15 protein-coding genes and 1 pseudogene are annotated in these 25,764 nt (G+C 29.9%); 4 read left to right on the top strand and 12 right to left on the bottom strand.

Features of this window, described 5'->3' with window-relative positions:
• Window positions 1–3 precede the first annotated feature (3 nt).
• The 3 genes from scpB to MYF_RS02840 are packed head-to-tail and all read right to left on the bottom strand — an operon-like array spanning window position 4 to window position 2,067.
• Window positions 4–591: an SMC-Scp complex subunit ScpB gene (gene scpB, locus MYF_RS02850; RefSeq protein WP_002557965.1), complete on the bottom strand. Its 588-nt coding sequence runs from the start codon at window positions 589–591 to the stop codon at window positions 4–6.
• Window positions 581–1,330 carry a segregation/condensation protein A gene (locus MYF_RS02845; RefSeq protein WP_002557966.1) on the bottom strand — a complete coding sequence of 250 codons (750 nt, stop codon included), beginning with the start codon at window positions 1,328–1,330 and terminating at the stop codon, window positions 581–583. The genes scpB and MYF_RS02845 overlap by 11 nt, the downstream gene beginning before the upstream one ends.
• The gene (locus MYF_RS02840) at window positions 1,330–2,067 is read right to left on the bottom strand and encodes a lysophospholipid acyltransferase family protein (protein ID WP_002557967.1); all 738 of its coding nucleotides are present in this window, start codon (window positions 2,065–2,067) and stop codon (window positions 1,330–1,332) included. Before MYF_RS02840 ends, MYF_RS02845 begins: the two co-directional genes overlap by 1 nt.
• Window positions 2,068–2,361: 294 nt before the next feature.
• On the opposite strand from MYF_RS02840, the gene MYF_RS02835 reads away from it, so the two are divergent.
• Both MYF_RS02835 and MYF_RS02830 read left to right on the top strand, forming a co-directional pair.
• Entirely contained in the window at window positions 2,362–4,464 is a 2,103-nt protein-coding gene (locus MYF_RS02835; protein WP_002557968.1) for a 5'-nucleotidase C-terminal domain-containing protein, read from the top strand.
• A gap of 126 nt (window positions 4,465–4,590) precedes the next feature.
• Window positions 4,591–6,339, top strand: coding sequence for an MIP family Ig-specific serine endopeptidase (locus MYF_RS02830; RefSeq protein ID WP_002557969.1), 1,749 nt, complete (start codon window positions 4,591–4,593; stop codon window positions 6,337–6,339).
• 87 nt (window positions 6,340–6,426) lie between these two features.
• On the opposite strand, the gene MYF_RS02825 is transcribed toward MYF_RS02830, so the two are convergent.
• Window positions 6,427–8,046, bottom strand: a complete 1,620-nt coding sequence (locus MYF_RS02825; protein WP_002557970.1) for an ATP-binding cassette domain-containing protein — start codon at window positions 8,044–8,046, stop codon at window positions 6,427–6,429.
• Window positions 8,047–8,054: 8 nt separating this feature from the next.
• Window positions 8,055–9,665 carry an ATP-binding cassette domain-containing protein gene (locus MYF_RS02820; RefSeq protein ID WP_002557971.1) on the bottom strand — a complete coding sequence of 537 codons (1,611 nt, stop codon included), beginning with the start codon at window positions 9,663–9,665 and terminating at the stop codon, window positions 8,055–8,057.
• Window positions 9,666–9,996: 331 nt separating this feature from the next.
• On the opposite strand from MYF_RS02820, the gene MYF_RS02815 reads away from it, so the two are divergent.
• Window positions 9,997–10,332 (top strand): hypothetical protein, encoded by a 336-nt coding sequence (locus tag MYF_RS02815; protein WP_231237886.1) that lies wholly within the window; start codon window positions 9,997–9,999, stop codon window positions 10,330–10,332.
• Between the two features lie 115 nt (window positions 10,333–10,447).
• A pseudogene (locus tag MYF_RS03535) lies at window positions 10,448–10,645 on the top strand (DpnII family type II restriction endonuclease); the annotation flags it as partial.
• A 28-nt stretch (window positions 10,646–10,673) separates the two neighbouring features.
• Here the strand turns inward: MYF_RS03535 and mip are convergent.
• The 7 genes from mip to rplJ all read right to left on the bottom strand — a co-directional run bounded on the left by mip (window position 10,674) and on the right by rplJ (window position 25,481).
• Window positions 10,674–13,160, bottom strand: coding sequence for an Ig-specific serine endopeptidase MIP (gene mip, locus MYF_RS02810; RefSeq protein ID WP_039387700.1), 2,487 nt, complete (start codon window positions 13,158–13,160; stop codon window positions 10,674–10,676).
• Between the two features lie 9 nt (window positions 13,161–13,169).
• Window positions 13,170–15,689 (bottom strand): putative immunoglobulin-blocking virulence protein, encoded by a 2,520-nt coding sequence (locus MYF_RS02805; RefSeq protein ID WP_002557744.1) that lies wholly within the window; start codon window positions 15,687–15,689, stop codon window positions 13,170–13,172.
• A 354-nt stretch (window positions 15,690–16,043) separates the two neighbouring features.
• Window positions 16,044–16,463 carry a tRNA (adenosine(37)-N6)-threonylcarbamoyltransferase complex ATPase subunit type 1 TsaE gene (tsaE, locus tag MYF_RS02800; protein ID WP_002557743.1) on the bottom strand — a complete coding sequence of 140 codons (420 nt, stop codon included), beginning with the start codon at window positions 16,461–16,463 and terminating at the stop codon, window positions 16,044–16,046.
• Between the two features lie 4 nt (window positions 16,464–16,467).
• Window positions 16,468–20,703 (bottom strand): DNA-directed RNA polymerase subunit beta', encoded by a 4,236-nt coding sequence (locus MYF_RS02795; RefSeq protein ID WP_002557742.1) that lies wholly within the window; start codon window positions 20,701–20,703, stop codon window positions 16,468–16,470.
• Between the two features lie 58 nt (window positions 20,704–20,761).
• Window positions 20,762–24,415 (bottom strand): DNA-directed RNA polymerase subunit beta, encoded by a 3,654-nt coding sequence (gene rpoB, locus MYF_RS02790; protein ID WP_002557741.1) that lies wholly within the window; start codon window positions 24,413–24,415, stop codon window positions 20,762–20,764.
• A gap of 189 nt (window positions 24,416–24,604) precedes the next feature.
• Window positions 24,605–24,970 (bottom strand): 50S ribosomal protein L7/L12, encoded by a 366-nt coding sequence (gene rplL / locus MYF_RS02785; RefSeq protein WP_002557740.1) that lies wholly within the window; start codon window positions 24,968–24,970, stop codon window positions 24,605–24,607.
• Window positions 24,971–24,983: 13 nt separating this feature from the next.
• Complete coding sequence (rplJ, locus tag MYF_RS02780) at window positions 24,984–25,481, bottom strand: 50S ribosomal protein L10 (protein WP_002557739.1); 498 nt, start codon at window positions 25,479–25,481, stop codon at window positions 24,984–24,986.
• Window positions 25,482–25,764: the final 283 nt, after the last annotated feature.

Raw genomic sequence — 25,764 nt, 5'->3', positions numbered from 1 at the left:
TTTTTATTCATCAGTTTCGCGTTGAGAAGAAAAAAGGTCGAAACTTTCAACTTGAGAATTTTCTGTGTTATTATTAAAAAGATCAAATTCCTTAAATTTTGGTAAATCTTTAGCTGACCTTAGTTTAAAATAATCAAAAAATCGCGACGTTACCCCATAAAGTGTTGGATTTCCTGGTGTGGATGCAGTTCCTAATTCCTCAATAATTCCTTTTGCTAATAAAGAGCCAACGATATAGTCAGAGTTAATACCGCCGCGAATTTGGGCAATGGTGCTTCGAGTGACGGGTTGTTTATAAGCAATTATTGCGGCAACTTCGATTGCGGAATTACTTAGGCGGTATTTTCTTTCGTTGCTGACAAAATTGATTATGAAAGGTTTTAAATCTTTTGCGGTAACAAATTTGAAAATATCATCAAATTCAACGACTAAAATTCCACGTTTTTGACGGTTGAATTCAATGGCAAAATCCTTTAAAAGTTTACGTGCTTCATTGATTCTTGTCATTTTTAGGCAATTTTGAAGCTGTTGGGATGAGAGCCCTTTTTCGCCTTGTAGGTATAAAATTGCTTCGATAATTCTAGTTTTCATCAAAACCTCCACGGTAAATTGAAATTTCAGAAAATTGCCCTTGTTGTTTTAAGTGTAAATCTTGTTTTTTTGCCATTTCGAGCATCGAAATCATTGTGATGACAAAATGTTTCATACTTGGAAGCGAAAAAAGTTCGGAAAAAGAAAAGTTTTCTTTTTGATTTAAAATATTTTTAATTCACAAAGTTTGTTGATCAGCTGTCACTTGCACTTGTTTTGTGTTAATTTTAATTCGATTTTTTGCTCTTGTTCGATCAAACATTAATTTTAAAATTTTAACTAAAATTGGCTGGGATGAGTGTCCATCAAGTTGGCTTGGATTACTAGTTCGCCGAAAATCGCTGTAATTTGATGTGTTTTTTTCAAAATAATCGTTTCGATGTTCTTGTTGTTCTTTTAACATGTTAGCGATATTTTTAATTTGTTGGTAATCAGAAAGAAGCGCTAAAAATTCAAGTTTATCCTGCTCAATTTCAGGGTCTAATTCTTCTTTTTTGTCAGTTAAAAGAAGAATTTTTGATTTTAAATGAACTAAAGTCGCCGCAATTACCAAATACTCGCTAGCAATTTGAATATTTTTTTTCTTTAAATTGTCAATTATATTAACATATTGACTGGCCAGCTCAACAAGGTTAATATCAAGAATATCGATGTTTTTTGATTTCACAAGGTCAAGAAGTAATTCTAGTGGCCCTGAGAAATTTCCTAATCTAATATCAAAACTATTATCAAATTTCATTATTTTTCACCACTATAAGATTCAAAAATCGCTTTTTTTGCTGCTAAAAACAAAGATTTACTGCTTTGTGAGAAAACTGCGGCAGTTTTAATCGGTTTGTGGATAAAAATTTCTACATTTTGCGTTTTTTTTCGAATTGATTTATAAGAATCTTTATCAGAAAAGTTAATTGTAACAGGTATAAACGATAAGCCAACTTTTTTTGCAGCACTAAAAATATCAATTGGGAATTCAAATACTTGGTTTTTATCTGCCTCTTTAGAAAAAACGATACCAAAAGCACGTTTCTCACGGACAGATTTGAGAAATTTATTCAATTCTAAACTGTTGTTTTTCTGGTTATCACCTAAAAAAATCGAATCAAGTGAATAAAAAATTCATTTGTTTTTATGATTGTACCATTTTTTTTCAAGTACAAAAGATAAAATTGGATTAATTTCGCCTTCGCCTTTTTCGTGATTTTCAAGCGCTGCAAATAAAATAAAATAATCAGCGAAAGAATTATGGTTTGCAACGATAATTGCGGCATTTTTTGGTAAGTTTTCATAACCAAAAACTTTTATTTTAACCTGAAAAAGTTTTAAAATAAATTTTGAGTATTTCAAAATTAAATCACTTCGAAATTCAGGGCTTAATTCAACTTTATTTTTAGTATATTTTTTTCAAACAGATCGTATTTTACGTAGCTTTAACAACCAAAGTAGTGAAAAAATAACTATTCGGAATTTTATTTTCATTTTTCTTTCGTTTTTAAAAATTTTAATACTTTTTAATGATTTTCGAAATTTTTTCCATGAATCTTTAAATAATCACTTAATTATACTAAAATTTCCATCTTTTTTGCAAATTTATTAGCTTTTTAATTTGCTTTTTATTTTATAAAAGATAAAATTTTTAATTTTTAGGTTGAGTCAATTCAAGCTAAGGATTTTTTTGGAAATCACAATAAAAAAAAACGGAAATTTTAGTATTTAATCATCTTTTTTTATATAATTAAATTTTTAACAGCGAAAAATCAAAAGGGGAATGAATTGAAGAAAAATTTTTTATTAACTTTTTCTACTTTTACAACTTTTGCTATAACAATTCCTTTAATTGTTAGTTGCAAAAATGAAATTATTATAACTTCAGAAACTTCGAGTCAAATTAGAGATGAATATTTTAATACGGTAAAATTGTATTCAGATAATTTGAAAGAATTTCAAGAAAAAATAAAAACTATTCGGAAAACTAAACCAAATAGTGACACAGATGAAATTGTTGGCATTATAAACAAAGCACAAGCAAAAATTGATCCTTTAATTAACAAAGCCAACTTTCTTTTTACTAAATTACACGAACTAGAAAAAAAAGAAAATTCACGTTTTAAAACAGTAAAAATTTTCCACACAAATGATGAGCACGGCAGGCTAGAATTTGATGATGGTAAATACAATAATTATTCGGGAATGGATAAAACCGGGCAATATCTAAAAAGGTTTAACAAGGATTTACTCTTGTCAGCAGGAGATTTAATTCAAGGTTTACCGCTCTCTGATACTGATAAAGGGAAAACGATTTCAAAAATCGCAAAATATTCTGGTTATGATTCAGTTGCAATCGGAAATCACGAATTTGACTATGGAATCAGGCACATTCTTGATCTTGACAAAGAAGCAGCTAAAGAAGAATTTACAAGATCAATGCCTTTTATTTCGGCTAATATTTATTGAAGGGAACCACAAGAAGCGGAATTAAAAAAAGTAGCAGAAAATGTTAAAAACAATAGACCTAGCCAATTTAAAAAAGGCCAAAGAGTTTTTCAGCCTTATAAAATAAAAGAATTATCTAATGGTTTAAAAGTTGCAATTATTGGTCTGACAACTCCAGATACAAAAATTACTTCTCATCCAAAGAATTCATTCTGAGTTGAATTTAAAGATCCAGTATCTGAAACTAGAAAAGCAATTAACGAAATTAAAGAAAAAGATCCTTCAATTTCTTTTATAATTGCAACAACTCATCTTGGAACCGGAAGAACTAAACAAGAATGAACTTCGGACTGACTTGCCAAAGATACAGGACAAGGACTTGATTTAATTATCGACGGTCATTCGCATACTTACATAGAAATTCATAAGCCAAATAAGGATAAAAATGTTTGAGTTACTCAAACTGAAGCTTATGCAAAATGACTAGGAGATATCGATTTAGTATTTGATACTAAAACAGGACAGATTATAAAAATTGTCCAATCTTTAAGGGATATTAACCAAATTAACATCGTAACTAAAGATTTGGCTAGCTATTGAATTTCAGAACTAAAAAAAATTTATGGCAAAGAAAATGAAGTGAAAGTTTTTGACTCACCAGGTGTTTTTGAGCATATACAAACAATCGATATTGAAAAAACCCCATACTGAATTGGTAGATTAAAGCCAACATCGCTAGGAATGATGACAGCTGATGCGATTGCCTGAGACTTTGCTAAGGTAGCAAAAGAACAAGTTCTAGATGTGCAAAAAGACAAGGAAATAATAACACTTGATAATTCTTTAGGGCTTGTTAATGGCGGTGGGCTAAGAACCGATTTAAATAAAGGGCCAATTACAAAAGGAGATATTCTCGGACTTAGTCCTTTTGGAAACAGAATTGTAACTATCAAATTAAAAGGCGAAATCCTAAAAAAAGCGCTAGAATATGGGCTATCAAAAGGTCGAAGTGGGGCTTTTGCCCAACTTTCTTCAAATATTGAATACAATATTAAGGTTGAAAAAGGTTTAGATTCCAAAACAAAAACGCAAACTTGGCTATGAAAGCCAGATATAAATTCTTTTAAAATCAATAAAAAACCAATAGACGATGACAAATTTTATTATTTAAGTACAAACGATTTTATTTCAGTTGGCGGTGATGGTTATTCAATGTTAAATCTTGAAGAAAATGATAAAATTGAAAGGGCATATGAAGGCGGAAAATATATCGATTCTTTAATCAAGTATTGTCAATATGTCCAAAATTTAGATGATAAATCAACAGAGAACAGAGATTTATTTGCCCATAAATTAGAAGAATATTTAAACAAAGATTTTTTAGCAAACCAAAAAGTTGAGATCCCTCAAGCAGCGCTTGTTAAAAGAAATCCGGTAGTTTAATTTAAGTAAAGTATAAAAAAAATAAAAAAAACACGCTTTTTAGTGTGTTTTTTTTATTTTTTTACCTTTTTTTGCAAAAAAAAAAAAAAAAAGGTTAAAATTAAAAAGAAAAAACTAGAGATTGATATGAAAAAAATTAAAAATTTTTTATTTTTATCACTAATTCCCGCTTTTTTCTTTTTAATTTCTTGTAAAAATGATAAAGTGTCGGAAAAACAAATAAGTAACGAAATCAAAGAAACCAAAAAAGAAGAAAAAAACGAAAATATTGATTCAAAAACACAAAAACAAGTAGAGGCTCTTCCTGATAAAAGTCAAGCAAATCCTAGTAATAGTTTGCAATTACCAGATGTGTTTCAGCTTCCTCAATTTGCAACTAAGAATTTAAAGGCAAACGAATATCCGTTATTTGCTGAAAAATATAAAGCAGTTGATCCTCAAATTTTGTATAAGGAACTTTACGATCGAACATTTTCAGTAAAATTTGGCATAACATTAGCTAAAGGTGTTAAATTTTATGGTGAACCCGAGGAGAATAAGTTTTTAGCAACTGAAAATGGGACTATTTGACTGTTGGATTATCATAAAAAAGATGAAAATAATTACAAATTATTTTTTGCGACAAATCTGCATGTTGCCTCGCATTTATCCAATACTTTAGATGAAAATCTTGGAAAAAAACTAAATTATGAAGACCCAAGTAAGGATAAAGCAACTTCTATTTCACTAGGAAAATCAATTCAAGCTCCCCAAATTTTCGCAAGCCATAATAATAATTATGATTTTTCGACTAATAAAAATAATCAAGCTAAATTTTATGCCTCAGATGAAAATTTTAAAAATGCAAACCGTTCAGGTTTATCAGCTAATTCTACTACAAAAACAACAGCTTTTTCAGCGCCTAAATTAATTTTTGCTGGCTATGATTTTATTAATAGAGATTATATAAAACCCTTTCAAGATGATATAAAAAATAAATCAAAATTGCGACTTGAATATCTAAAATCACAAGTTGAACCAGAGGAAGATTTTACAGAAAGCAAAATTATCAAAAGCAGCTTAGAAAAAGACGAATTTATTCCTTTATATACAGATTTTGCTGTTTTTGAATTAGAAGTTAATTTGGCAAACGCTGATGAAACGCTTAAAGATTGGATAAAAAAAGCAATAGCTGCGTTAGATTCCTATCTAAAACGAAATAAACAAACTGATCTTCCTAATCAAGATAAAAAAATTTCTTTTTATATGCCAACAATTGATTATGTCACAGCTTCAAAAATGCAAGAAAACAAAGAGTTTTTAACTAATTCCAAAAACGTTTATGTTCTGGGCTATCCTGGAATTGATGATGGAAATTCAGTGCTTACTTGAAATAATCCCATTGAGAGAAACGATAAAACAATGCAATCTTATCATCGATCTCCTGAAAATGCAAACACGTTTGCTATCTCCACTAATGATTATGAAGGGAAAATGTTAAGTTTTAACCTTAACCCATATACAAAAGTTTTTCATCGCCTATTAGGTGATTATTATGGGTTTAATCAGAATATCAAATTTTCCTCCCTTTATTTTGGGGCTTCTGGTTCGCTTGTTTATAACGAATTTGGTCAAATGATTGGGGTTTATAGCGGAGTAGCACTAAGCTCTAACAGGTGGGATTTATTAGCCAGAGCTTCATATACACCATTTTTACTTTCAAAAGATCTTAGCGATGGCGAGAAAACTATCAAAGCTTACAATTTAATTGATGGTTCTAACCTACAAAAGTTCCCGAGTCAAACTCGATCTTTTAGACAAAATTTAAAGGAAATTTATCCAAACGGCTTTGAAAATGGCGATCGCAAGACCGCTTTGTTTCCTGATGGAATTTAAGAAAAATTAGCCAAATTACTAAAAAAAGTAAAAAATTATGAAAAACAAGTATTTTTTCTTATTTTTTAATAATTTTTTACTTTTTTCTTAATCTAGTGAAACTACCTTATCAAATTCAGCAAAAATTTCTGAATCAAAATGATGGGTAATGAAAATTAATGTTAAATTTTTATCCGCAATAAGTTCAGATATGATTTTTACATAACTTTCTTTGTCTAAGTTTGAAAGCCCTTCGTCAATTATTAAAATTTCTTTTGGATTATAGAGCGACCGTGCAAGGTGGATTTTTTGGATTTGTCCAGTGGAAAAATTATCAACATCAGAATCAATTTTCTTGTCTAAATCAAGGTTTTCAAAATTTACCTTTTCTAATAACGGCCTAATCTCATCTTTTGTTTTCGGTTCCAAAAGCGAAATATTTTCTAAAGTTGATGCATTAATTAAGTCTGAATTGTTGTATACATAATTAATATGGTTATTTATAGAATCAGGATTTATTTTTTTTATATCGTATTTGTTATTTATTAAAATTTGACCTTCAAATTTCTTCTCAACGCCTAATAAAATCCTTGAAAATGTGGACTTTCCAGACCCGTTAGCTCCTTTTAGTAAATATTTTTTACCTTTTTGAACTTCTAAATTTAAATTATTAAATAAAACTCTATCTTCTAATTTATAGTTTAAATTTTTAATACTAATTAAAGAAAAAGTTTCTTCTAAATCTTGCAATTGATTTTCAGAATTTTCTACTTTAAATACAAGATCTTGTTTGAAAGACTTAATATTTTTTCAACTTGCTATTAAATTAGGAAATGAATCAAAAAGTTCTTCTATGTTGGAAAAGAAAGAATCAAAACATAGTTGTACTAAAGCTACTAAAGAAATATTTGCAAATATAATTACTTCATTATCTATATTGTTATGAGAATCTCAAAGAGAAAATACAACTATCGATATAGTAAATAAAAATGAAAATAATTTGCTTGTATTCTTATTTACAAAAGAAATAAAATTTGATAATTTTGAATATTTTTTCTCGTATGTTAAAAGACTTTGATATCTTATATCTATAACATCTTCTAATTTATTATTTTTATTTAAAACGTATAAAGTTGGTAAATTCTTTAAAAAATCACTTAAAGACGAATTAAATTCTGATTGTTTTTTCAATTTTGTATCTAATAAAGCACTTAATTTTTTGGATAAAAATGATGTATATAAAAAGAAAATTGATAATATTAAAATAGTAACTAAACCTAAGATTCAAGAAAAGTAAAATATAATTCCTAAAGTTATTCCAATAATAGAAATAATTTTGATAATTTTAAACAATTCAGAATAAAAAGTAGAAACAATAGTTTCAGTAGTATTATTTATTTGTGAATAGTAATAACCAGGTGATTTTTCATTATACTGTTTAAATGTTACTTTTAGTAAAAAAGACTGGAATTGCTTAAAAAGCTTCATTTTATGATGAATTAAGAAACCTTTAAAATAAGCAGTATTTATTGTTTCAAAAAATCCTAAAATTAATGAAGCTAAAAAGTAAGATATACTTCAAAACAAAAGAAAAAACCAATTTTCGTTGATAATAGAATAAAAAATAAAATAAGGTGAAATAATACTAAAAACATTAAAAGCAATAGTAAATATTACATTAATTCAGTTTCAAATAATAAATCAAAAATGTTTTGGTGGTTGGTTCATTGCTTTTCCTATAATTCAATAATTTCATCAAATAAATGCTTAATTTCTTCTGGAATATGATGGCTTACAATAAAAACTGTTTTATTCTTCTGAGATAAAAAATCTTTATAAATTTTTAAAACATCATCTTTATATATATTATCAAATGCTTCATCCAAACACATAATATTTAAGTCTTGGTATTCTAATCTTGCAAGTGCAATTTTCTGTTTTTCACCTTCAGATAAAACAGAATTATTTATTTCTTTATTTAAATCTGAAAATTCTAAAATTCCATATTTATTAACCAAAAATTCTAATTTTTTTTTGTTTAAATTCTTATCTCACAAACTTATATTATTCTCTAAAGTATCTTGAAAAATAACATTTTCATTTGTAAGTAAAGCTATATTTTTTCTTAAACTTTCATCTGAAATACTTTTGTATTCTAATTTGTTATTTATTAGTATTTGACCTTCGTAATTAGTGATTAAACCAGAAATTAATTTCAAAAGTGTGGATTTTCCTCTTCCTGAAGGCGATATTATTCCATATTTTTTAGTTGTTAAAAATTCCAGGTTTAAATTTTGAAACACCATTTCATTTTCATTGTACTTAAAATTTAAATTTTTAATTGAAATACTTATTATTTCTTCATTTAATTCTATTTTTGTAGAAGAATTTACTTCTTGTGAAGTGATAAAAATTTCTAAATAAGGTGTAAGAGTTTTAAAAATTAAAGTAAAAGAAAAAACTGAAGAAATTGAAAAAATAAAACTAGTAGTTAAAGAAAATAAACTAATAAAAGATTCTCAAGGAAATGTTTTAGTATATGTTAGAACTGATAAAGTAATTAATGAACTAAATAAGAAAACTGAAAAAATAATTTCCAAAAAATATTGATTGTAATAAAACTGTTTAAGTAATTGAAATTCTTTTGTATATTTATCCAAAACTTGATTTTTTAAGAAGGTTTTAAAAATTTTTCTTTTATTGAAAAAGTAAAATAGTTTGAATAAACTAAAAAATTTGATTTGTTTTTTTGCATTTAAACTTAATATTTTTTCTAATTTTTCTTGTAATTTGTTTAAAACTGAAGAAAACTTTATTAATATAATAATAGAAATAATCAAAGCAATAACGCAATGTAAAATAATTATTCAAATATTTACTTCTGTCAAAAACAAAAATAAAATAGTAATAGGAATATTAAAAATTGATGAAAAAAGAATAGAATAAATTAATTCATTCATTGAAAAAGCAACCGATAAATTTACATTGTACTTAGAAATATATGAAGTTTTGTTTTCTAAAATATAATCATAAGATTCTTTTGCAATTTTATTACTTAAAAAATTAATATTTTTTCTTTTGGTATTGTATAAAACATTATTTGTTTTAAAAATTAATATTAATTCAATGATAAAAAACAAAACAAAAGAGACAACTGAAATACAAATTCAAGTTATAAATTCTGGATTTTGAATTTCTACTTTGTTTTTTATAAATTTTATTAAATAAGAATACGTAAATAAATGAAGATTTAAAAAGGAATGCAATAAAAACTTAAGAAAAAAAATAAAAATATTAGATGGTTTATTTAAATTAATAAAATAGTTTATGATACTAAAAAGTTTCATAATTCCCTGAATGCTTTGATTTTATAAATAAATTAATATTAAAAAAATAACAATTAAGTTATTTTTTTAATATAGAAGTTTATAAGTATTTATATGTAATTATTTTATTTTGATTGTAATTGAACCATCATCGTGCTCTGTAATTGTAATTTTTCTTTTCATATTATTCCTTTATTTTGTACTTCTATAATGAATATTATACTACTTGAATTTTTCATCAATTAAATTTCTATTTAAAAATTTTATTAAATAAGTTACTAAAAAAAGTAATTAAATCATTAATTAATAATTGTTATTTTAGTAAAAATATAAAAATATGTAAAGGATGAAGATGAAAATGTTAAAATCAGAATTCAAAGTTGTAGAAAAATTCAGCTCCATTTTAGGACTTAAAAATCAAACAGATGGATCTGTTCCTTTATATAAAAAAGACAAAAATGGTTATCAAGCTACAAAACCTGATGGATACTATTTTTATGATGGTGTTATTTTTATTTTAGATGCAAAAAAAGAGAATGCTAAATTTCAAAATCAATTATTTGATTATATGGAATTAGAAAAACACCAAGATATTATAGGATTTCAATATAATGGAAAAGATTTAAATGTTTATGTTAGAAATGGAAAAAAAGGTAAATTTATTAAAAAAATACCAAATTACTTATAAAAAACAGGAAAAAATAACCGAACTACAAAAACTTTTTGATTTAGTATAAAAACTAAATCAAAAAGTTTTTGTAGTTGAGACAAATTTTTTTAATTCTTCTGGGTCAAAATTTAATTCGGAAATTGAAAGATTTAAAGCTTTAGCAGAAAAAGCAAAAAAATTTAATTTTGAATTTGTTTGAATAACTGATGGTACAGGGCTTCGTTTACAGAAAGAAAAATTACGAAGTTTTTTTCATAATTATTTCCTTTTTAACTTATTTACATTTGAATTATTTCTAAAATCAGAGATAGTAAAGCAAAATAAGCTTTAAATTTTTGTTTTAGTTTAATTATTCGGGCTTATTTTTGTGTGTTTGAATTTGAATTATTAAATTTATATTCTTCGGGAATTTGTTTTACGCTATTTGGGAACAAAGAAGTTTTAAAATTATCACCATAAATTGTTTGTAGCGCTTGTCTAAATGAGGTTTTTTGGTCTTTTCCCCCACCATAGATTAGATCGTATTGCGGAAGATTATATTTTCCGTATAACCCTTTATAATCAAAACCTTCAGAGCGAAAAGCGGCAGCCAATCCTGTTTTTGCCGAATCGTTTGAAACAAAATAAATGCCAACTAATTCATTATTTTGGTTTCTTATCGATGAACCCGAAGCTCCTCCCCCGGGGGCATAATGTCTTGGCAGGTATAAAAGTCCAGAGCCAATATAACTTTTTTTATTCGCAACAGGAAGCTCACCTAAGTCTTTTGTTACTTTTTTTCCATTTTCCTCAACTTCCTTTGTTACTTTTTTAATATGGACAGGATCGGCCATAACTGTAGATTTATGTAGTGCTTTGCCCACCTTTGGGGCTGCAATAAAAGCATCAGTAAGCCCGGGTTTATCACCAAAACTGCGATAGCCAATATTTAAAGATAAATAATTTCCTTTGTTTGCTTTCTTATTTTCCTGTGAATCAGGATTGTTTTCATCATTGGATAAACTATTATAAAATGATGAATCTGAGTTCATTCAGAGCGAATATCCGAGTTTACTTAATTTATAATCGTAGGAATCTTCATATTTATCTAAAAAATAATCGTTGGTAGCTTGAGGATAACCAACAATAAATAATTGATCGGTACTATCGCTTTTTTTATTATCAAGATCAGCTAATTTTGTATCAGCTTTTGAATAATCTGTTAGATATGAAGTTTTTAAGAATTTAATTTGTTTATCTTTTTTATTATAATAATCATTTGTTATTGTTTTGATAAATTCATCTCGAGAAGAATAACCCTCTGGTACTTTAAATTTCGAAAAATCGATTTCGATAACCCCAAAGTCTAAAAACTCTTCAAGATCCTTATATTTTTCATTATTTTTGTCTTGATCAACAAGAAAATCTTTTGGGGAGCTATTAAGATAATCAGTAGCCCGATAGACAATACGAATTCCTGGTATTCCATAGTCGCTAGGCGAGATATAATCCGCTTTTTTATCCTCATGATCATTTTTTGCCTGTGGTTCTAAACTATTTCTGTCAAAAGCGGCAGTTATATAAGACTCATCAGTTGCCCCTTTAGCGGTTTTTAGTTTTGTCCTAATCCCAACATTTGGTTTTAAAACTGTGAGGCTAAAATTGGTAGCGTCTTTCCGATATTCTTCAAGAACGTGATTATTTGTTCCAAAATATCATTTCGTTGGTTGCTGTGTTTGATTTTCCGGAATCTGATAGTCAAGAATTCACATTGTCCCTCGCGCGGTTTGCTGCATTGGGTTAACACCAGGTTTTTTGCTTTCTAAAAATGGTTTTAAATATTCTGGACTTATATCATCAATTGTTGCAGGTCATGAAAAAAAGACAGAATAGGTTTGCAAAGCGGCGTCTTTATATTTTTCGTTTGGAATATAACGAGCTAGCCCATTTGTTTGATTTTCATTTCTGTTAATGATATCTCATCATGCTGGGCCTTTCGGAATTTCAGCTTGATCTAAAAGTTTAAGCCCCTTTACTTCGCCATTTTCAGAATAAATAGGCATTGTAAAACCTTTTTTTAGCGCGTTGATATAAGTATCAAGTTTAAGTTCCTTTGCTTTTGTATCATATTTTTTTATTTGGTCTTCGGTTCTTGGAACTTCAGGTCTTCAAGAAGCAAGATCAAAACTGGACTTGCCTTGCGAATAAGCAAGCTGATTTTCAAGAGCATTTAAATATTTTGCAGAATCACTTTGGAATCGTTCATAATTATCTTTATTAAAATATTTTATAAACTCATCTTTGCTGCCTGGGGCAAATCTGTCTGCTCAATTTAGATTTATTTGTGAACTTCGCGATTTACGAAACCCGGAAATTTCGATATCCTTCTCGATTTTGGTATCTGGAGAGTTTTTAGCAGAAATTTCGAGAGTAAATATTAATTTTCCTTGATTTAGTGAGGTTTCTTTGTCATTATTGATATATTTTTTGTTTTTAACTGTAATATTTATTTGTTTATCATCTTCTTTGTTAGTTGTTGCAAATTTTAGCTCTTTAAAATCATCGCCAACAGAATCAATCGATAAATTTTCGAAGTTGGTAAAACCGCTAACACTTTTTAGAATAATTGGAAGTTTTTCAAGATTTGCTGTGCTAATATTATTATCACTTAAAAGCGCAGGAGTCTCAGGTTGGCTTTCAGTCTCGCTTTGCGATTTTGCATCAGTTTTTGACTCGGATTCAGCTTCAAGTTTTTTTTCGGGTTTTGTGTCTTTGCAAGCAATTGCTAATAAAACTGGCATAATAAAACTGCTAGGAATTAGCAAAGATTTTAATAATAAATGTTTAAAGCTTTTAGTTTTTATCATTTTATTCTCCTAGGAAAATGTTATTCCAGAAGTTCCTGATTCATCGACTTGAAAACCTTGGGATTCTAGAGAATTTTTAAGGGAGGAGTTATTTTTATCTATAATTATTCTTTTATCGTTAAATAAGAGCGTATTATCTTTTTTTTGTCTGCCATTTTCTAAAAGGATTCGTAAATTATTTGCGCCCTCAGAAGATAGACTTTGTCCAGTTATTTTTACCCTTTTAGTATTAGAATCATTTGAAAAGAAAATTTTTGGTTTTGGTTCTAACCTTGGGTTTGTATCAAGAACGTTAAACTGTGCTTGGTTTAATTCATCGGCACTAATTTCAAAATTAACATTATTATTATATAGACCAATTCTTGTAAGCCTTCTTGATTTTGCATTTGAGGATTTTTGCGTATCGTAGAATATTAAACCTTTTAATGATTTCATTTTAGTTACCCGTGTTAGATCAAGACCGGTAGGATATGAATTCTCGGATTCATTAACATCAGGATTAAGCCCAGGACCCCAGCCGCCTTGGAACACTTTTTCATTATTTCGCGTTCAGTAAGCCATTCTTAAGCCGTTATTGATTCTGGTAAAATCATTATTTCCAGTATAGTCTGAATCATCAAATGCAAGTGAATTAAAAGTTATTCTTGTAGCAACCTTGGCTCCTGGCGCATAATCAAAACTCACATTATAATCATTTGAATTATATCAGGCAGTGTTTTTTAGGGCTCAAGGGTTTATTGCTCAATCATCAGAGAGTGAATTGCCTTCTGTATAAATTGAAAGCTCGTCAATTTTTTTGTTTTCTAAAGCAAGCAGTGCCGAAGTATTTGTTGAGTCAAATAAAAGTTCTAATTGGGGTAAATTTTCAGGTAGTATTTCCAAAATATCCTTGAATTTCTGATTTGCATCATTTTTTCCAATATGGAAAAAGCGATAAGAAGTGATTTCCTTTCTATCATTTGCAAGATCTTGAATTAATTTTTTAGTTTTTGAATATCCACTTTGATTTGAAAAATCGATCGTTACCACAATTCCTTTATTTCTTGTTGTATTTGCTTTGTTATCAGCATTTTTGGTGAGTTCTGAAATATTAATACCATCGCTTTTTGAGACGCTATATTTTTTATATTCTTCACTATTTGTTATATCTTTTTTTGTTCAGCCTTCGTAGGTTCCATCCAGGATATTCCCTCCAGGTCTTGATCAATAACTACCATAACCAAATGCTCGACGAGTTTCATTGTCTTTTTGATAGACAGAAGTTACCTGATTTATAAGAGGGGATCAGGAATTAGATCTTAGTGTACCGTTTTCATCAACGGAAATATTTGAATTATCAGTGTTGATTGTAAAACCTTTTGATAAATAATCATCATTTTCTTTTGAACTTCTAACAAATTTTGAATAATCCAGATAATAAATTAGTTTTGCGTATTTAGTATTTTTAGCATCCTCTTTTAGTTGCTTTGCATCTTCTTGTTTTTTTACAGCATCATTAAATTTTACTTGCCAATCACGCAATTTTATTTTGTTTTCATCAGTAAAGGTTTCATGCCCATTTTGGTCAAACCCTGTGCGTTGTGGGCGTTCACTTAAGAGTTTGTCCATTTCGGCGTTTGCTGTTGCAATTGCTTGTTCAGCTTTTTGCAAATCACTTTGATATTTTGATTTAATATCTGGATATTTTTGTTGCCCTTCTTGGGTTAGAAAGTCTTTGACTTTATCCCCGTTTTCAAATAATTCACGCCATTTGAAAAACATATTTTTATAATAGTTTTGCCAATTCTGTGCAACAACTGCAGCTACAGCTTGATCTCCTTGTTGGATAGTAGCGCTATCAATATTAAAAGCGCCGCCTTGGAACGAATTGCGCAAAGCAGTTGCCGCATTCTCAGTATTTTTTTTCAATAATTCAGGGGTGACTTCAACACTTATTACTTCATCTACTACTTGAGCATGATAAGGAATTCGGTTAGCAATTCCGTTACTTATATCATATGATGAATATTGTCTGTTAGGTTTTTTCTTAACATAAGCTCTAACTTTTAGCCCACTTCAGTCAAGAGTTACATACCCATATTCAGCATTTACTGGTTTTGCAGGTTCTTTTGCCGGGGTTGGTTGTTCAACTTTTTTGGGGATTTCTTCTGTTTGAGATTTTTTAATAACGGTTGGTGCTGTTAGTATATCTGCAGCTTCTTCTTTTTTTTCTGGTTCTTTTATTTCTGGTTTTTCTATTTCTTTTTTAATTTCAGGTTTAATTTCAGGTTTTATTAGATCAACTTTTGGTTTTTTATTCTCAAATGGTTTAAATTCAGAATTTGTTACTGGCGAATAAAAAGTTGGATCATTTGCATCGTTTTTTGCAACAATTGAAGGGGATTGAGAATTATAGCCAATTAAATTATCAAAGGATAAAAACTTACCTAGTTGCGGATTAGCAAAAAAAGTGCTAAAACCCGCAATAATTGCAGAAGTTGCAAGTCCAATTATTAAAAGTTTTCTTCTTCTTGATAAATAAAATACCATGATTTCTCCTTTTTTTAGTTAACTAACTAACTTAGTTAAGTAACTAAAAACTGACTATTATTATATCTCTTTTTTTTCTTTTTAGTAGAAATTTAGAAAATTTTTTTAAAAAATACTATGAATTAAAGGGTTTTTGATTTTTTAAGTTTAAGGTTAAAAAATTAAGCAAAAAAGGCCCTGTAATAATAACTACAAGGTAAAATTTTTGTTTTTATAAGAGGATTTTAAACTATAAAATTAAAAAATCAAATAAAAATGCCACTATAATCACAAATTATTAATTATTTTTAATGATCATTACTTTATTATATATTAAATTTTTTTTAAATTTTTCCTAAAAAAAGAAAAATTTAGTTAATTTCAATAGATTTTTACTGATCTTGTCTCTAAATCGAGAATTTTAAAGGTAATAAGAACTGAATTTTTTGAAAATTTAGTTAATTTATCAGCCCATTCAATTATCACAAAATTATTATCAAAATAATCATAAAATTCATCAATTTGACCAGGGAAATTATCAAGATCAATATGAACTAAATTCTCATAGACAAACATAAAATTAAATGAAGGTGAAATAATTTTTTCTTTAATACCGATTTTCCTTGCAAATTTTTTAGCAAAATCGGTTTTTCCAGAACCATAATCACCAATTAAATAAATAAATTGGATTTGCTTTTCAATTATTTTTTGAAAAATAACATCCAAGTCAGAAGCAGACTTGGATGTTATTAAATAGGAAAAGCGATAATTTTTCTTTAATTTTTCCCAATTCATAAAATTAACGGCTGGTTTTTATAAAGAAATTGAAAGGATTAGGGATGTCAAATTTTGATTTTGGTTCATAATTTGAATTAGTACCAGCTGGAATTTTATGTCCGACAATAATGTTTTCTTTTAGCCCTTCAAGTCGGTCAACTTGTGAAGAAATTACAGAATGTACGAGTATTTTTGAGGTTTCTTGATAACTTGCAGCTGCAAGAAAGGAATTTGATAACAGCGGAATTTGTTTTGCGCCTTTGACAATAACATTTCCAAAAGCTGGCTTTTTCCCTTCTGATAGCAACTGACCGTTAACTTCCTGATATTCGCTAATATCGACAATTGAGCCAACAAAGAAATTCGAATCACCACTTTCGATAATTTGAATTTTTGAAAGCATTTGCCGAATAATAATCTCGATATATTTATCAGAAATTGTAATTCCTTGCATTCGGTAAATTCTTTGGATTTCTTTTAAAAGGTAGTTTTGTAATGTGCGAGCATCAGAAATTGCGAGTAATTCTTTTAAAATTATTGGTCCTTCAACCAGTTTTTGACCCGGAATTACTTTATCGCCAACTTTAACACGCAATTTTTGGTTTTGTTCGATCCGGATAATATGTTCTGCTCTTTCGGTTTTAGATACTTTATATTCAATTGTGATTAAAAAACCTTTATTTACCGCATTTTTTTCGGCAAGATCGGAAATTTTTGTAATTATTCCATAATAAGGCGAAATTTTTGCTGGTCGTCCTCAAGGATGTTCGTGAGAATCAATTAGTTCAATTAACCTTGTAAATCCGCCGGTTATATCCTCAACATTAGCAACCCCGCCAGTATGGAAAGTTCGCATTGTCAGTTGAGTTCCGGGTTCACCAATTGATTGCGCGGCGATAATCCCAACAGCTTCACCGATTGTCACAAGACGATTTGTTGATAAATCTTTTCCATAACATTTTTTGCAAACACTATTTTTGGTATGGCAAGACAAAATGGAGCGAATTTCGACTTTTTTAATACCTGCGGCAATAATTTTTTTCGCAGTTTGTAAATCGATAAGCGTATCTGCGCTTGCAAGCTTAATTCCTTTAGAATCATAGACATCTTTGTTTAAAAATCGTCCTTCAATTCTTTCAATTAAAGGCACAATTATTGTATTTGTTTTTGTATCGACAATATCTTTTACCACAAAACCAAAATCGGAAAAACAATCATTTTCTTTAACGACAATGTTTTGGGCAACATCGACAAGTCGTCTAGTAAGATATCCGGATTTTGCAGTATTAAGCGCTGTATCAGTTAGCCCTTTTCGCGCACCGTGAGTTGAAGAGTAAAATTCAAAAGAAGTTAAACCTTCAAGGAAGGAAGATTTAACGGGAACCTCAACAATCGAACGGACAACACGTTCATTTTCAGCATCAACTTTAAGTGCTTTGACATTATTTGCCATCAAGCCGCGCATTCCTGCTAGTTGCACAAAGTTAGAAATATTTCCTCTTGCCCCAGATTTCATCATCATTACAAGTGAATTTTGTTGATCATTTGCAACAGATTCACTAAGATCGGCTTGAATATCATTTTTAATTTGCGTTCATTTTGCAATTGAAAGCACATATCTTTCATCATCTGTTATAAGCCCTTTGGTATAAAAAGCGTTTAATTTATTTATATAATCTTCGCCCTCAGCAATAAATTCGTGTTTTCTTGGGGCGATTTTGATATCCGAAATTGCAATCGAAGTTCCTGAAATTGTTGAATAGTAAAAACCTAAATCTTTAATTTTATCAAGAATTGAGCAAACCATGTTATTATAATTAAACCAAATTTTTTCAAGTAGTTCAACTTTTTCATGGTCCTCAAAAACACGGTAAGTTTCAATTTGCATTGGTTGATCTTCGCGTTTGAATAGTTTTTTAAATTCGGAAATGGTAAATTCTGTTAATTTTGAAAGGTGAGAAATTGGTAGTTTATCCCCCTTATAATCGCGAAGTTTTTCGTACATGAGAATACAATTTTCATAATTTTCAAAATCAAGCTGATCAATTACAGTGGCAATATCTTCTTTTGCAAGCACACCATTATAATTATCATAAATTTGTCTTACAATTTTGGCAATTGCCTTTTTATCTAAAGGTTCATTAATTTCTAAATTTGCAATATAATCACGGAAATTAGCGCCATAAGGCAGGACATATTTTTTTATTTTAAGGTGATAGTCAAGTTCTAAGTCATCAACTTTTTGATCAAAAATGAAAGGAAAATTATCAGGAAAAACTTTGTTTAGAATAAATTTTCCCACTGTTGAAATTAAATGTCCACGCGTGTTTTTCCCAATAAGTGGTTTTACAATTTCAAAAGGTAAAACAACCCGGGCATGAAGGTCAACTGCTCTGAATTCATAGGCTTTTTGCATTTCATCATAAGAAGAAAAAAAGGAACCTTCGCCTTTTGCACCGGCTTTTTCTTGGGATAAATAATAAATACCTAAAACCATGTCTTGTGAAGGATTAACGATTGGCTCGCCATCTTTTGGTCCTAAAATATTTTTATCGGCAAACATTAATTCTCGCGTTTCTCTGATAGCATCAGGAGAAATCGGGATATGGACTGCCATTTGGTCGCCATCAAAATCAGCGTTAAATCCAGCGGTGACAAGTGGATGGAGCTGAATTGCTTTTGCTCTTACCAAAACAGGGTCAAAGGCTTGAATTGAAAGCCGGTGCAAAGTTGGTGCTCTATTCAAAATTATTGGCTTATTTTCGATTACTTTTGCAACATGAGGCCAGATAATAGGGTTTTCTTCTTCAATCATTTTCCGCGCGGATTTAATTGAACCGGCGATTTTTTCTTGAATTAAATTTTTAATAATTCAAGGTTCAAACAAAACTGCAGCCATTTTTCGAGGTAATCCCGCTTGATGCATTTTTAATTTAGGCCCGACAACAATTACCGACCTACCAGAATAATCTACGCGTTTGCCTAAGAGGTTTTGGCGAAATCTTCCTTTTTTCCCGGTTAGCGAATCGGAAATCGATTTTAATGGCCGATTTTCTTTTGTTGTTACTTGGTTGGTTGATTTTTTTTGATTATCAATTAAAGCATCAACGGCTTCTTGGAGCATTCGCATTTCATTTTGGATAATAATTACCGGGGCTTCTGCATCTTTTCATCTTTTTAGCCGATTGTTACGAATGATGATTCTCCGATATAATTCATTGCAATCACTAGTTGAATGACGGGAGCCATCAAGTTGGATAAGTGGTCGTAAATCTGCGGGAATTACTGGCAAATTTTTAATTATCATTACTTTTGGATCTTGTCCTGAATTAATAAAAGCGTTAATTACTTGTAATCTTTTATAAAGTTTGTCTCTTTTTTGGTGTTTTATGATAATTTTTTTGCTTGTTCTAATTTGTTTTTGGATAACAGCGATCTCTTGTTCAATTTGCGCTTTTTCGGCATGCAAATTTAATTTTTCTAGCAAATATTCAATTGCTTTTGTTCCTGTTGCAATTCGGGCATCAGAAAATTCTTCGATTATTTCGTTTAATTCATAATAATCAATCCCGTATTCACGACCAATTCGACTTGAGGCAACTTCGGTAAGTTCGGATAAAGCCTCAGAAATTGCCTCATATTCTTCGGTTTCGGGAGCATAAAATTCAAGAATTTCAACAAGAGCATTACGATAAACAAGCGCAGCATCAGCAATATCAATAATCTTGTTTTTTTGTAGAGATTTTAGTCCTCCTGTTTCAAGAACAATGTGAGATTTATAATAAATTAAATGTTCAATTGCGGTTTTGGTAATGGTAGTTGCAGGTTTATTACCTTCAATTACTTTAAGTCCTAATAATTTAGCGATAATTGAATGGTCAATTTTGAAAAATCAAAAGTGAAGAATCGGCGCATTTAAAGCAATATGTCCCATTGCATAACGGCGCGATAATTTTGACATTATCTGCGATTTTGAAATCTGACAATCTTTTGTGGCAACACAAAGTTGATTTTCGTTAGATTTTCGGTATTTTCGCCCACAAATTGAACATTTAAAATCAACAAGCGGACCAAAAATTAGTTCATCAAAAAGACCACCGCGCTCAGGTTTGAAAGTTTTGTAATTGATTGTTTCAGGTCTTGAAACTTCGCCTCGAGATCATTCAAGAACATCTTCTGGAGTTGCCATTGCAAGCGAAATTTTTTCAATTGAATTCTCGTAAATTTGGGCATATTGTCGCGAAACTTTTGTGTTCATTTTTCAAATTCTCCTTAAAAAACGGGAACAATTTTTTTTGATATAAAAAAAAATTTATTTAGTCAAAATCAATATTCTCTTCGTCAAAATCATATTCTTGGGTTGCTTTTTCAATTTCTAAACGGCTTTCGTCACTAAATTCGTTATCAACAAAATCAGCAGGAATTTCGGCAAAAGATAGTTCCTGATTTGTTGAGTCTTGTTCATCTTCGTTATGATTTTTTTTATGAACTTCAAGTTTTATTAAAAGTCCACGTAGTTCATAAGCGAGTACATTGAATGATTCAGGAGTTCCAGGGCGAGGAATTTTGCCTCCCGAAATTATATTATTATAAAGTAAATTACGTCCTTGAATATTATCTGATTTATAGGTTAGAAGTTCTGATAAAACTGTAGTTGCCCCGTAAGACTCAAGCGCTCATGTTTCCATTTCGCCAAATCTTTGACCACCATTTTGTGATTTTCCGCCCAAAGGTTGTTGTGTTGTTAGTGAATAAGGCCCAATTGATCTTGCATGCATTTTATCATCGACCATGTGTTGTAATTTTAGCATATACATATAACCAACTGAGGTCGGATTATCAAAAGCCTGGCCAGTAATTCCGTCAAATAATTTGAATTTTCCGGATTTTGGGATATTTGCTTCTGCAAATAAACTTTTGATTGTATCAATTTTGATACCATCAAAGACAGGAGTGACAAATTTGGTTTTTAACTTTTTAGCCACCATTCCAAGATGTAATTCTAAAACTTGACCAATATTCATTCGCGAAGGCACGCCTTGAGGGTTTAAAACAATATCAACAGGAGTTCCATCTTCTAAAAACGGCATATCTTCAACTGGAAGAATTACAGAGACAACACCTTTATTTCCGTGGCGTCCCGCCATTTTATCACCAACTTTAACTTTCCGTTTTTGGGCAATCAAAATTTTAATTAACATCCCAACGCCATCTTCGAGATTATCGCCTTGGTCACGGGAAAGAATTTGGACATCAATAACAGTTCCGCCTTCACCATTTTTAACACGTAAAGACGTATCTTTTTGGGCAAATACTTTTTTTCCCCAAATTGCTGCCATTAATTTTTCTTCAGCGGTAGGATTATCTTCGCCTTTTGGCGAGGTTCTACCAACTAAGATATCACCTGTATCAACTTCTGAACCAACAATTACAATTCCGTTTGCATCAAGATGAATACGTGATTTTGCTGATGCATTCGGAATTTCCGCAGTTAAAACATCATCTCCTGCTTTTGAAGAGCGGAATTTAATTGTTTGTTCTTGAATGTGAATTGAGGTGAAAACATCGTCTTTTACGAGTTTTTCACTGATTATGATTGCATCTTCGTAATTATAACCATATCAAGTGCTAAAGGCGACAAGGACATTTTTCCCAAGGGCAAGTTCGCCATTATAAGTGGAAGGACCATCGCAAATTAGTTGTCCTTTTTTGATTTTATCACCAAGTTTCACTGTTGGTTTTTGTAAAATTAGGGTTTCTTGGTTTGACTTTTCAAAAGCACGTAAATAATGGACTTTTTCAACTTCGCCATCAGTAATTATGATTTTTTTAGCATCGACAAAACTAACTTCGCCATCCATGCTTGCTCGTAAATTTGTAGCTGAAAAACGGGCAATATCAGATTCAATTCCGGTTGCAACAAGTGGGGCTTCTGCTTTGATAAGTGGCACAGCTTGACGTTGCATATTTGAGCCCATCAGCGCGCGATTTGCGTCATTGTTTTCTAAAAAAGGAATTGCCGATGCCGAAATTGAAGTCATTTGCATCGAAGAAACGTCGATATAATCGACTTGTTTTGAATCAAGAACAAAATAGCTTTGATTTTTTCTTACTATTAATTTTTCAGGGACAATTTTATTATTTTTGTCAATTTCAATTGAATATTGGGCAAAACTAAGGCCAAATTCCTCAGCGGCTGTTAGTCAATGAACTTGGTTAAAATCAACAACACCATTTTTAACTTTATAATAAGGTGTTATAATAAAACCGTATTTATTAACTCGTGAATAAACGGAAAAATTAAGGATTAAGCCAATATTTTGCCCTTCAGGTGTTTCAACAGGACAAATTCGCCCATAATGAGTTGAGTGAACATCGCGCACTTCAAATTGGGCAGTATCACGATTTAGACCGCCAGGACCAAGAGAAGTTACTCTTCGTTTGTTTGCCATTTCGCCAAGCGGATTAATTTGATCCATAAATTGCGATAATTTTGAAGAATTGAAAAAATTTTTAAATTGATTATAAATTGGTCTATTATTAATAACAGATTTTACACTTAATTGTGAAAGGTCAGCTTTTGTTGAAATTTTTTCTTTACTATTTTTTTCAATTTTTGTAAGCGCAATCAAAAATTGGTTCTGTAAAAGTTCGCCAACACTGATAATTCGCTTATTCATAAGCGAGTCTGGATCATCACTTTTCCCTAAATTATACAATAAATTGAAATAATAGGAAACAATTGCGATAATATCTGATAAAACTAAGGTGGTTTCAGTCAAACTTGGATCAGTTGCAATAACGCTAATTGGCTCACTTTCTTGTAACATTGCTTTTTTGTTTGGTCAAACTTTAACAATTGCTACATAAATTCTTTCGCCTAATTTTTTATTGCGACTAATTTGGAGTTGGCGGGCATAAATTGTTGAATCAACACCTTCAATTTTGGAAAGTGCTATTTCAGAATTATTGAATTTTTCCTGAATTTCATGGGCTATCTTACGGGTTATGTAAGTCCCCTTTTTAAATAAAGTCTTATTTTTTTTGTTAACTAAATTTTCTGCAAGGTAAGTTTGTGAGATTCGGTCAATTAAATTAAGTTTAGCGTTAAGCATAAAACGGCCAGTGGCCGATAAATTGTAACGTCTTTCGTTAAAAATCAATGAAGGAATCAGATTTTTTAGTCCCTCTTCGGTGATCCGGTCATCCTTGCGAACAATTCGATAAATTAGTTCTAAATTATCTTCGTATGATTCAACTTTATGTTTGCGAATTGATTCTTGAAGTTCAATAGAATAACCAAAATATTTGTGTAAAGTCTCATTTGTAAAGCCAAGCGATTTTAAAAAGGCAATTAGTGGAATATTTTTATGTTTGTCAATCCGAAACTTAACAGTATCAATTTGATGTCCGGTAACTTTATGAGAAATTTCCATTCATGAACCTAGTTGGGGAATAATTTCGACTTTATTAAAAAGATCATCAGCTTGTTGATTTCTTACATTTTCACGAAAACAAACACCTGGGGAACGGATTAATTGGGAGACAATGACTTTTTCAAAACCGTTTATAATAAAAGTTCCGCCTTCGGTCATAAAAGGAAATTCCGCTAGCAAAATTTCTTGTTCTTCCATTTCACCATCTTCGACATGAATTTTTACTAAGGTAATATAAACTCTGGCAGCATAAGTTTTTCCCTTAATTTTTGACTCGCGGATAGCCAAATATTCATTTTTTGGCTTTTCAACCCTAAGTGAATCGGGACGGAAGTTAATTTCTAATTTTCCATTTGATGAGACAATTGGAAAAATTTTATCAAAAGCTTCCGGAATTCCGGTTGTGAAAAATCAATTAAAAGATTCGCGTAGCGAATCAAGAAAATCTGGAGTTTCAAAAGTTTTATTTTCTTTGCCATAAAAGCGGCGGTTTGTGCCGATTCCGTATGATTTTAATTTGTATAAATGTTCCATTTCCGCCCCTTTTTAATTTTTTTGCATAAGTCTTTAAATTATATAAAAAAAAATAAAAATGTTTTTGAAATTAAATTCAAAAAAATCGAAAAAATTTGGTAATTTTATTTTTTTGCAAAAATAAACAAAAAAATGGTGTTTAAACCCTTTTTTTATATTTAATTTGAAGCTAATTTTTTGCTAAAAAAATTAGTCAATAGAAACTTCAGCTCCGGCTTCAACTAATTTAGCTTTAAATTCTTCTGCTTGTTCGGGTTTTATTGCCTCTTTAAGTACAGAAGGAGCTGCATCTACAAGTTTTTTAGCGTCCATTAGGCTTAACCCTAATAAGTCTTTAACTACTTTAATTACAGCAACTTTTTGTTGTCCGGCTGCTTTTAGCGTTAATTTAACTTCAGTTTTTTCTTCAACTGTAGCAGCAGGCGCAGCAGCAGCAGCAACAGCGGAAGGGTCAACGCCAAATTCTTCTTTAAGAGCATCGACAAATTCCATAACTTCTTTAATTGACATTTCTTTTAGTGATTCAATAAATTGTTCTTTTGTAATTTTGGCCATTTTAATTCCTTTCTTAGGCGGTTATTTTTTGTTTATCAATTAATAATTTAAGGCTAAAAACCAGTTTTTTAAGCGGGCTTTGAAGTGCAGAAGCTAGCATTGTAAGGGCTTCTGTATAATTTGGAAGACTGGAAATAATAATATTTTCTGCCGCAGAAACAACGGTTTTTTCGTAGATCCCCCCTTTTAAAATCAAAAGTGGTTGTTCTTTAGCTTTTTTTGCAATTATTTTTGCCGGAGCAATCGGATCTGTTGTTCCAAAAGCAAATAAATTAGGACCCACTAAATCAGATTTAAGATCTGAATAGCCGTTGTTTTCGGCGGCGATTTTAAAAAGTCGATTTTTATAAATTTTTGAAAGAACGCCAGCGGACTTAAATTCTTGGCGTAAGTTTTGTAATTCTTCAACAGTGAGTCCGCGATATTCAACAATTGCTAGAGACGAAGAATTTTTAAGAAAACCTTCAATTTCAGCGACTGTTTCCACTTTTTTCTTGCGAAAACTATTCAATTTTGTTCTCCTTTCTTTTCAAAATGAGCGACAATACTGAAAGATACATTCAATAACAAATTAAGCCGGTCAGGCGGTTATTTTCTCTATGTATTGCGTTTGTGTATTATACCAGAAAGTAGAAATAAAAGAATATTTTTTTCTACTTTTTCAAGTTTTTTTATTTTATAATAATTTAGTTTGTTTGAGAATTTTTGTTGTTTTTGGGTTAATGAGTTATACAATAACCAAAAAAAGGAAAACTGTTAAAAAATGCAAAAATCTTTTTGTTTGTGATAGAATT

The sequence above is a fragment of the Mesomycoplasma flocculare ATCC 27399 genome, from assembly GCF_000815065.1.
In the GTDB taxonomy this organism is placed as follows: Bacteria; Bacillota_I; Bacilli_A; order Mycoplasmatales; family Metamycoplasmataceae; genus Mesomycoplasma; species Mesomycoplasma flocculare.
Note: the sequence above shows the minus strand (reverse complement) of the source record. Positions and strands in the feature narration are given on the sequence as shown.